The organism is Streptomyces sp. NPDC047108 (assembly GCF_040643575.1).
Lineage (GTDB): Bacteria > Actinomycetota > Actinomycetes > Streptomycetales > Streptomycetaceae > Streptomyces.
The window spans coordinates 11,461-19,634 of sequence record NZ_JBEYUP010000034.1; the positions used below are offsets into that span (position 1 = coordinate 11,461).

Here is an 8,174-nt window from a genome sequence, read left to right on the forward strand (position 1 = left end):
TATTCAGGCTTCGGTGGCCCGTACTGCGGCCAGGTGGTGGCGCCATTCCTCGATGCCGGCGCCGTCGAGCACCGGGGGGCGGCCGGGCCGCCGCATGGGGAGGACCGCGGATCCGACGATGACCGCGTCCCAGGGGTCCAGTTCGACTGCGTGGTCCCAGGCCGTCTCCAGCAGGTCGCGGGGAGCGGCCGACGCGTCGAGCCCGGGGTGGCGGGAGACGGCGTCCCGCAGACGTTCGACGGCGGGCTCGAAGTCGAGTTCGCGGGGCTTGGTTGCCGCGTAGAGACGGTCGGCGAGCTCCCTGGCCCGCGGGGTGCGGTCCTGACCGGACAGCGCGGAGCGGAAGAGGCGGTCGCGTTCCGCGTCGTCGAAGTGGACGGCCAACTCCCGCAGCACGTCGGCGGGTTCGTCAGGGGTGTGCACCAGGTTCAGCAAATAGCTGTAGCGGCCCAGCAGATGGCGTAGCTGTCCGTGCACCCGGGCTTCCGGGTCGGTGGGTCCCTTGAGGTGGGTGAGCAGGACCGAGGCGGGGATGTCCGTCGCGGTCTCGGGGCGGACGACCAGGACGAGGGCGTCGGCGTCCTCCAGGAAGAGCGCGGCGAGCCGTCTGCGGTAGGGGGTGGCGAGATTCCACTGGAAGTACCACAGGGACCGGATCATGGTCCGGGTCAGCCGGGTCGTCTCCGCGGCGACGATCCGGAAGCCCTGTTCGGCCAGCCAGTCGACGGCGGGGTGCAGTCTGCGGGCCGCCACGGCATCGGGTTTGAGGAGCAGCGCGGCGTGGCGGTGGGCGAACCCGGTGACGTCGTCGGTGAGGGCGGCGAGCTGGTCGTGGCTCTCCTGGTAGTAGGTGTCGGCGCCGTACAGCCGGCGCTTGCGGGGTTGGCAGCTCAGGAGCGGCGACACGGCCGGGCCGTGGACGGGCTCCAGGGTGTCCGGCTGATCGGGGAAGTCCGCATGCGCAGGGGGGTCCGCATGCGCAGGGGGGTCCGTGTGCTCGAGGTGCTCCGGGTTCATCGTGAGGCGCTCCGCTCCGATCGCGCCGGGGACGGCTCCCGCGGCACGGGAGCGCCGAGGTAGCCGACCTTCAGGCAGTGGTCGAGGAGCCGGCGCAGGTACGGGCGCCCGCCTGCGGGCGCCGGCCGGGCGCTGAACGCGGCGGCCCGGGTTGCGTCGAAGTGGATGCGCCGGCGGAAGTAGGTGTCGTACAGCGAGACGACCCGGTCGTAGAAGGGGCGTTCCGCGTCGGGCAGCGCTGCCGCGGAGAACGAGGACGGCGGTACGAATCTCGGCACCTGGAAGGAGGGGTACTCGGCCAGGACGTCGGAGAAGTCCCGGAGGGTCAGAGGGTGACCCACGGCGTGCAGGGTCAGGCCCTCGGCGTCCTCGAAGCGGGTGGCGGCCTCGGTCACCAGATCGGCGACGCGGTCGACGGGCACCAGGTCGAGGGCCGCGTTGTAGTGACCGGGGATGGTCCGCACCAGTCCTCTGGTGACCATCCTGAGCACCGGGTAGATGGTCTTGAAGTCGCGGACGCAGCCCGTACGGGCGGCGCCGGTGACGATGCTGGGGCGGACGACCGTCACCGGCAGGCCCTCTCCTGCGGCGGTGTGCACCAGGGTCTCGGCGGTCAGCTTGCTCTTCTCGTAGGCGTTGCCGGGGCGCTGGCCGACGTCGAGTTCGTCCTCGAGGGCGACACCGTCCCGTTCCCCGCAGACGTACGCCGTGCTGACGTGGACCAGCGGGATGCGGTGGGCCGTCGCGATGCCCAGCACGTGGCGGGTCCCGGCGACATTGACGCGCTCGTACCGCTCCTCCGGCAGGCCGAAGTCGGTGACCGCGGCGCAGTGCACGATCCGGTCCGCGGCCGCGACGCGGCGCATGTCGTCGTCGGCCAGGCCGAGTCCGGGGCGGGTGATGTCCCCGGTGAGCGGGGTCAGGCTGCCGGGCGCCGGGGTGAGCTTCCTGCCGTTGTTGCGGAGGAGCGTCCCGTTGCTGTGCATCAGGGCCAGCACGGTGTGACCCGCCGCGGTGAGTCGGGCGGTCACCTCGGCGCCCACCAGGCCGCTGGCGCCGGTCACCAGAACCGTCATCGCACGGGCCATCGGTCGGTCCTCCAGGAATGGTTGGCGGTCATACGGCGGGGTGGGGCTGGGTGCCGCTGCTGGCGAGCAGGTCGCGGGCCTCCTCGATGGGCAGCTGCGCGTCGAGATAGGCACCGATGCGGAGCCAGTCGTAGCCGAGCTCCAGCGTGGCCCTCCACGTGTCGGCGGAGTCGAAGGAGGAGGGGAAGGCGTCGGCGCCCGCGCTCTGCCGCACCAGGTCCACGACGGCGTGCAGTTCGGCGCGTACCGCGTCCCCGGCTTCGGGCGAGTCGATGGTGCGGCGGAGGAGTTGCCCGGCGCGGGCCCGCAGGGGCCGGGTGGCCTCCGGGAGAAGGCCCATCCTGCGTACGAGGTCGGAGTCGGCGGGCAGCGGGTTGACGCCGTGGGCGCTGAACAGGCCGCGCAGCGCGGCCTGCACGGCCCGGCGCGTGGCGAGTTCGGCGACCTTCCACTGGCCGCGCTGGAGGGCACCCCTCAGGTCTTCGCAGGCGTTCTCGGCGACGACGTTGGACCACACCACCGCCATGCCGGCCGCGGCGAACCGCTCGGCGGGCAGCGGAACCAGGTCGACGGCGTCGGGCCCGCTGACGGTCGCGCCCCGCAGAGAGAGCACGGGCCGGGCGGTCGCCGGTGGCGGGGTGAGAGGCCCGGGGGGCGCGGCCAGGGGCAGGGACGGGGTGATCGTGCCGCCGCCCTTCCACGCGAGCCGGATCAACCCGTAGCGCACGAACGCCGCCAGGCAGGGCCCCGGTCGGTCGACGCCGGTGTCCTCGGCGGCGGCCAGTACCTGGGGCAGCGGACGGCCGAGGACGAGCGAGCGCCAGATCGCACCGGCGCCGTCGCCGAGGGCGAACACCTCGCGCATCCCGCGGACGACATGGATCCGCGAGCCGGTCTGCCAGGTGGTCACGCGGGCGGCTCGTTCGACGGTGAGCCGCTCGGGGCGCCAGGGTACGCCGGTGATGCCGAGGTCGGCGGCGAAGGCGAGGCAGGCGGACAGATAACTGCGGGCCGCCTCCGCGTCGCCGTCCGCGGGGGCGCCGGCTTCCAGCTCCCAGTACCGGTCCCGGACCTCCGGCCGGTCCGCCCGGTCGAGCTGCAGGGAGAGCCACTTGGGTTCCAGATAGGTCTCGCCCCGGCCCGCCGCCCACGACTTGACCGCCTGGACGAGCCCGGCGCGGGCCCAGTCGGCCGCTTCGTCCGCCTCACCGAGGCAGAGCAGCGCCATGGCGTGACGCAGCGATTGCCGGGCGCGGTGCGACCACCAGTCCGCGGCGATCGTACGGAACCGTTCGACCGGCACCATGTCCTTGACCGTCCCGACCAGGTCATGGCCGCGCAGCGGATGGCTGTGCAGGAGCCGCTGACAGCGGTTGAGCAGATCCTCCGACAGGCGGCCGGGCCGCTTGGCGCCCGCCTCCAGGGCTCCGAACTGCTCGGCGATCTGCCGCACCGACCGGGTCCGGATCTCCACTCGGCGGCCGTCGACGAAGAGCAGCGACGGCATCGTGGGCAGGTCCTGCTCGTCGCGGCCGATGAGCAGGAAGTCGACGTCGGACGAGGGGTTGCCGAATCCCTCCGCTATGGAGCCTTCGAGCACGACGGACCACTCGGTCCCGTCGGGCAGTTCGGCAAGGGACTTGTCGAGCAGCCCTTGCAGCTGGTCCTCGCTCAGAATCACGGGCGGGTCTCCGTCCTGGCTGTGTCCGGGGCGCCGGAGGGCTGTCCGTCGTCGGGCGGGGGCGGGTCGCCGAGTACGGTGACCGTTCCCGCGGCGCCGTCGACGCGCAGCGGCGTTCCGGTCCGGATCTCGGTGGTGACGTTCCTGACCTGGACCACGGTGGGGATGCCCAACTCCCGGGCCACGACGGCGACATGGGTCAGCGGGCTGCCGCGCTCGATGACCAGAGCAGCGGCCGAGGACAGCGCGGCCACCCAGCCGGGGTCGGTCCGGTACGTCAGCAGGATGCCGCCGCCGATGTCGCGCGGGACGTCGGTGACCACCGCCGGGCCCTCGGCCACACCGGGACAGCACGGGGTGCCGCGCAGCTCCCCCGCCCCGCTGCGGACGGCGGGTCCCCTGGTCCAGCCGGCGCGTTCCAGATTGCCCGACCAGTACGGCGCGCCGCGTGTGGTGAACCGGGACGGGGCGCGGAGTTCGGCGTCGGCCGCGAGTTGCTTGCGGCGCAGCGCCACGAGGTCCTTCAGCTCGGAATGGACGATCATGCCCTCGTAGGCGCCGCGGACCTCCTCCAGTCGCAGCATGAAGATGTCGTCCCAGGCGTCGATCGCCCCGGTGCGGGCCAGGTCGCGGCCCATCGCGCGCAGCATCCGCTTGGCCGCCCCGAACGCGCGGGTGCGGCAGAACCGCAGCCGCTCCCGGTCCGCGAGCGCGTTGCGGGCCTTGCGCCGGACGCGTTCGTAGATCCAGCGGCGGGGGCCGCGCAGATGCCGGTCGAGGTAGACCTCGGCCTCGCCGCCGCGATCGCCCGCTGCACCGCTGCCGGTGTCCGTACGGGTGCCGGTGTCCGCGCTGGTGCGGGTGTCCGTACGGGTGCCGGTGCCGGTGTCCGTACGGGTGCCGGTGCCCGTGGCGTCTCCCGTGTCGGGTGGCACGTCGCGCAGCAGGGCGAACAGTCCGGCCGGATCCTCGGACAGGTCCGGCACCTCCAGCTTGAGTTCGTCCGGGCTGCGGTAGCCGTAGTCGGCCACATAGGCGTCCACGGCGGCGAGGACCTCGGTGTGGCCGCCGTCCCGCAGTGCCCGGTGGGCTTCGGCGTCGGGGGTGCGTTCCAGCAGCTCCCGCACCGTGTCGTCGGCGCGTACCAGCGCGGCCAGTTCGGCCAGCGCCCACACCGGTTCGGCGGACTCCAGGTCCTTCCCCGGGCCGGCCGCGGCCCAGGTGAACCACTCAGGGGCGTCCGGCAGCCAGCGCCGGGTCAGCAGGGCGAGCATCCCGACCGACAGCAGGATGGTGGCGTCCAGGGCCTGCATCGGGCCCCACTTCTCGATCAACTCCCTTTGCAGGCGCCTCAGCCGGCGGTAGGTCTCCTCGCCGGGCAGCGCGTCGTAGTCGACGCTGTTGAAGATCTCGTACGCGCGGTAGAAATCGCGATGGAAAGTCTCGACGGAATGCCGGACGGTCAGGAATCTCCAGCCGAAGACGGCGGTACGGAAGAGCCGTGACCATCGGCCGCGCAGACCCTTCCGGGGAGTGAACGGATGGAGTTCTTCAGCTGTTTCGTCGGATATTCCTTCCGCTACTCCCAGCGACTTCTCCAACACCCGGCGGTTCAGCGGGTAAAGGGGAGCCAGTCGCACCATCCGGTACCAGTGGAAGAGGTTGTAGTAGACCCGTCCGTGGAAATAGCCGAGCAGGTGCGGGGTCCATTCCCTCACCTCCCGCAACTGTCCGGATCTCACGCCCATCGTGCGGGCGTAGCTCTCGTACACCTTGGCGTAGGTGTCGGCGGCGAAGCTGTAGGTCAGCGGGGAGACGACCCCGCTGAAGCTCTCGATGATGTTGGAGTTGTCCCAGATCCGCAGCTCTCCCTGGGGCTCCGGCACGGACTGCCGGGGGGCGGGGGGCGCGCCCGGGGCGGTGAGCGGCGTGGTGACGGGACGGCTCTGCAGCACCCACAGCGTGCCGTCGGCGATCGCCCACTCGATGTCCTGAGGGGCACCGTAGTGTTCGGTCACCCGCACCCCCAGCATGTGCAGACGGGCGAGATCGTCCGGGGTCAGGGAGAGCACCTTGCGGTCCTCCTCCCCGACCGCCCGTACCGTGCAACCGGGTCCGTCGCCGGCACCGTAGCTCTCCTGCTTGTCGCCGATCACGGTGCTCAACGGCTCGCCGCCGGCGGCGTCGAGGACGACGGTGTCGGCGTCGACCGCACCGGACACCAGCCCCTCGCCGAGCCCGTGGACGGCGCTCAGCACAAAGCGTTCGGTGCTGCCCGTCGTCGGGTCGGCGGTGAACAGGACACCGCTGCGTTCGGCGGGCACCATGCGCTGGAGGACGACGGCGACACCTCCGGCGCCGGGCGGCAGTCCGCGTTGGGCGCGGTAGCGCAGCGAGCGCTCGGAGAAGCCGGAGGCCCAGCACTTGCGGACGTACTCGGTGACCTGGTCGATGCCGGTGACGTTGAGGAAACTGTCGAACTGGCCCGCGAACGAGTGCTCGGCGCCGTCCTCCTCGTCACCGGAGGACCGTACGGCGACGAGTCCGCCACCGACGTGCCCGTAGGCCGCGTCGATGGCGGCGGCGATCCTCTCGTCGAGGGGCGCCGCCTCGACGAGTGCGGCGATCTCGCCGGCGATCTCCCCGGCCCGCAGCTCCCAGCCGTCGGACAGCAGTTTCCCGAGACGTTCGGCCAGACCACTTCCGCCGGCGAATACGGCGAAGATGTCGAGACCGATCACCGACCAGCCCGGGACCTGAAATCCAGCCGTCGTGAGGGCGTGGAGATTACGGCCTTTCCCGCCCGCTCGGCGCGCGACGTCGGAATCGTCACAGGAAGCGGTCAGAACCGGAAGCGGCTCTTCGTCATGTCCCGCATCGAGCGACATCTGACCGACCTCCCAAGGAAATATGTCGAAACCGTAATCAATGCCGTGGAAAAGAGGGGACGAATTCTCATCGATAGGGCGATCACTGGGCATTGCCCTAGAGGTCGGCCGGTGGCCGGCACCCACGGGGCCACCGGGAGGATTCATGTTCCGCGTGGTCCGAACCCGCGCCCAGGCCCGCATGCGTGGGCGCTTCGGGTGGGGCCAGGCGCAGCTGTGGCCATTCCAGGGCCAGGGATCCCCAGGTGAGCCCGCCGCCGAAGCCGGCCAGCACGACACGGTCACCGGGCCGGAGTTCGCCCGACGCGACGCCGTCGGCGAGGGCGAGCGGAATCGACGCGGCGACCGTGTTGCCGAGCCTGCCGATGTTGGACAGCAGCGTCTCCCGCGGCAGCGCGAGCCGTCGGGCGACCGCGGCAAGGATGCGGGCGTTGGCCTGGTGCAGCACCAAGGAGTCGATCTCCGACGGCTTCCAGCCGATCCGCGAGGCCGTCTCCCGCACCGACTCCGCCATGCGACGCACCGCCTCGGCGAAGACGGCCTGGCCCTGCATCGTGAAGTACGTGTCCTCGGTCTTGACCGGCAGCCCGGTGGAGCGCTCGCGCGACCCTCCCGCCGGAACCTCGATGAGGTCGCTGCGGCTGCCGTCGCTGCCCAGACTCACCCCCCTGAGCGCGCCCGGCTCGCTGTAGGACCCGGTGCGCAGGACGACCGCGCCCGCACCGTCGCCGAAGATCACCCTGGTCGAGCGGTCGGACGGGGAGAGCAGTGTGGAGAACGCGTCCGCGCCGACGACCAGGACACGATCGGCGGTCCCCAGGGCGATCAGTCCGGCGCCCGTGGCCAGGGCGTAGACGAAACCCGTGCACACCGCCGCCACATCGAACGCCGGGATCGGACCCAGCCCCAGTCGGCTCGCCACCTCGGGTGCGGTTCCCGGGCAGGGCCGGTCGGGGGTACTCGTGGCGAGGACCACCGCGTCCACCGTGTCGGTCCCCGCGGACGACAGAGCGCGTCGGCCCGCCTCGACGGCGAGGTCTCCGGTGGACTGCCCTGGCGAGACCCAGCGCCGCTCCTGGATACCGGTGCGGCTCCGGATCCAAGCGTCGTCCGTGTCCAGTACGGCTGCGAGCTGGTGGTTGGTGACCACCGTGGGCGGCACCCAGCCTCCGAGCCCGGCGACGACCGACGCTCGGTCCATGGAGTTCGCCTCCTTCCGCGCTGCGCTGCGCCACCGGCTGCGGGACCGCGCCCGGCAGCCGTGCGGAGCCCGGCGAAGGCGCCGAGCCTCAGGCCAAGGATTCACCTCACGTCGCTGAGGTTTTCCTCAGAACCGCAACGGCCCGGCCCGGATCCCTGGACTCGGGCCGCGCTCGCGCCGGGCGCCGCGCCACCTCGAGCTCCACCACCGCGGATGGGGATCATCATCGGCAAAGGCGATCACAGATCAGGTGGGCCGCCGAGACTCATTTACCTGACGACTGATGAGTTGATGGCCCG

5 protein-coding genes are annotated in these 8,174 nt (G+C 71.8%); all 5 read right to left on the bottom strand.

All coding sequences use genetic code 11. The annotated features are described in order from the left end of the window. Positions 1-3: 3 nt before the first annotated feature. The 5 genes from ABZ822_RS31985 to ABZ822_RS32005 are packed head-to-tail and all read right to left on the bottom strand — an operon-like array spanning position 4 to position 7,875. Positions 4-1,017, bottom strand: a complete 1,014-nt coding sequence (locus ABZ822_RS31985; RefSeq protein ID WP_360861876.1) for a nucleoside-diphosphate kinase — start codon at positions 1,015-1,017, stop codon at positions 4-6. After that, complete coding sequence (locus ABZ822_RS31990; RefSeq protein ID WP_360861878.1) at positions 1,014-2,105, bottom strand: SDR family oxidoreductase; 1,092 nt, start codon at positions 2,103-2,105, stop codon at positions 1,014-1,016. Before ABZ822_RS31990 ends, ABZ822_RS31985 begins: the two co-directional genes overlap by 4 nt. Before the next feature lie 28 nt (positions 2,106-2,133). After that, a complete protein-coding gene (locus ABZ822_RS31995) occupies positions 2,134-3,786 on the bottom strand; it encodes a hypothetical protein (RefSeq protein ID WP_360861880.1) in 1,653 nt (550 codons plus the stop codon). Beyond that, positions 3,783-6,857 (bottom strand): phosphoenolpyruvate synthase, encoded by a 3,075-nt coding sequence (locus ABZ822_RS32000; protein WP_360861882.1) that lies wholly within the window; start codon positions 6,855-6,857, stop codon positions 3,783-3,785. Before ABZ822_RS32000 ends, ABZ822_RS31995 begins: the two co-directional genes overlap by 4 nt. Continuing rightward, positions 6,772-7,875, bottom strand: coding sequence for a beta-ketoacyl-ACP synthase III (locus ABZ822_RS32005; protein ID WP_360861884.1), 1,104 nt, complete (start codon positions 7,873-7,875; stop codon positions 6,772-6,774). Before ABZ822_RS32005 ends, ABZ822_RS32000 begins: the two co-directional genes overlap by 86 nt. Between the last annotated feature and the right edge of the window lie 299 nt (positions 7,876-8,174).

Coding starts and splice junctions, on each gene's coding strand:
- ABZ822_RS31985 (WP_360861876.1), bottom strand. CDS start 1,017: ATGAACCCGGAGCACCTCGAGCACACGGACCCCCCTGCGCATGCGGAC.
- ABZ822_RS31990 (WP_360861878.1), bottom strand. CDS start 2,105: ATGGCCCGTGCGATGACGGTTCTGGTGACCGGCGCCAGCGGCCTGGTG.
- ABZ822_RS32000 (WP_360861882.1), bottom strand. CDS start 6,857: ATGCGGGCCTGGGCGCGGGTTCGGACCACGCGGAACATGAATCCTCCC.
- ABZ822_RS32005 (WP_360861884.1), bottom strand. CDS start 7,875: ATGGACCGAGCGTCGGTCGTCGCCGGGCTCGGAGGCTGGGTGCCGCCC.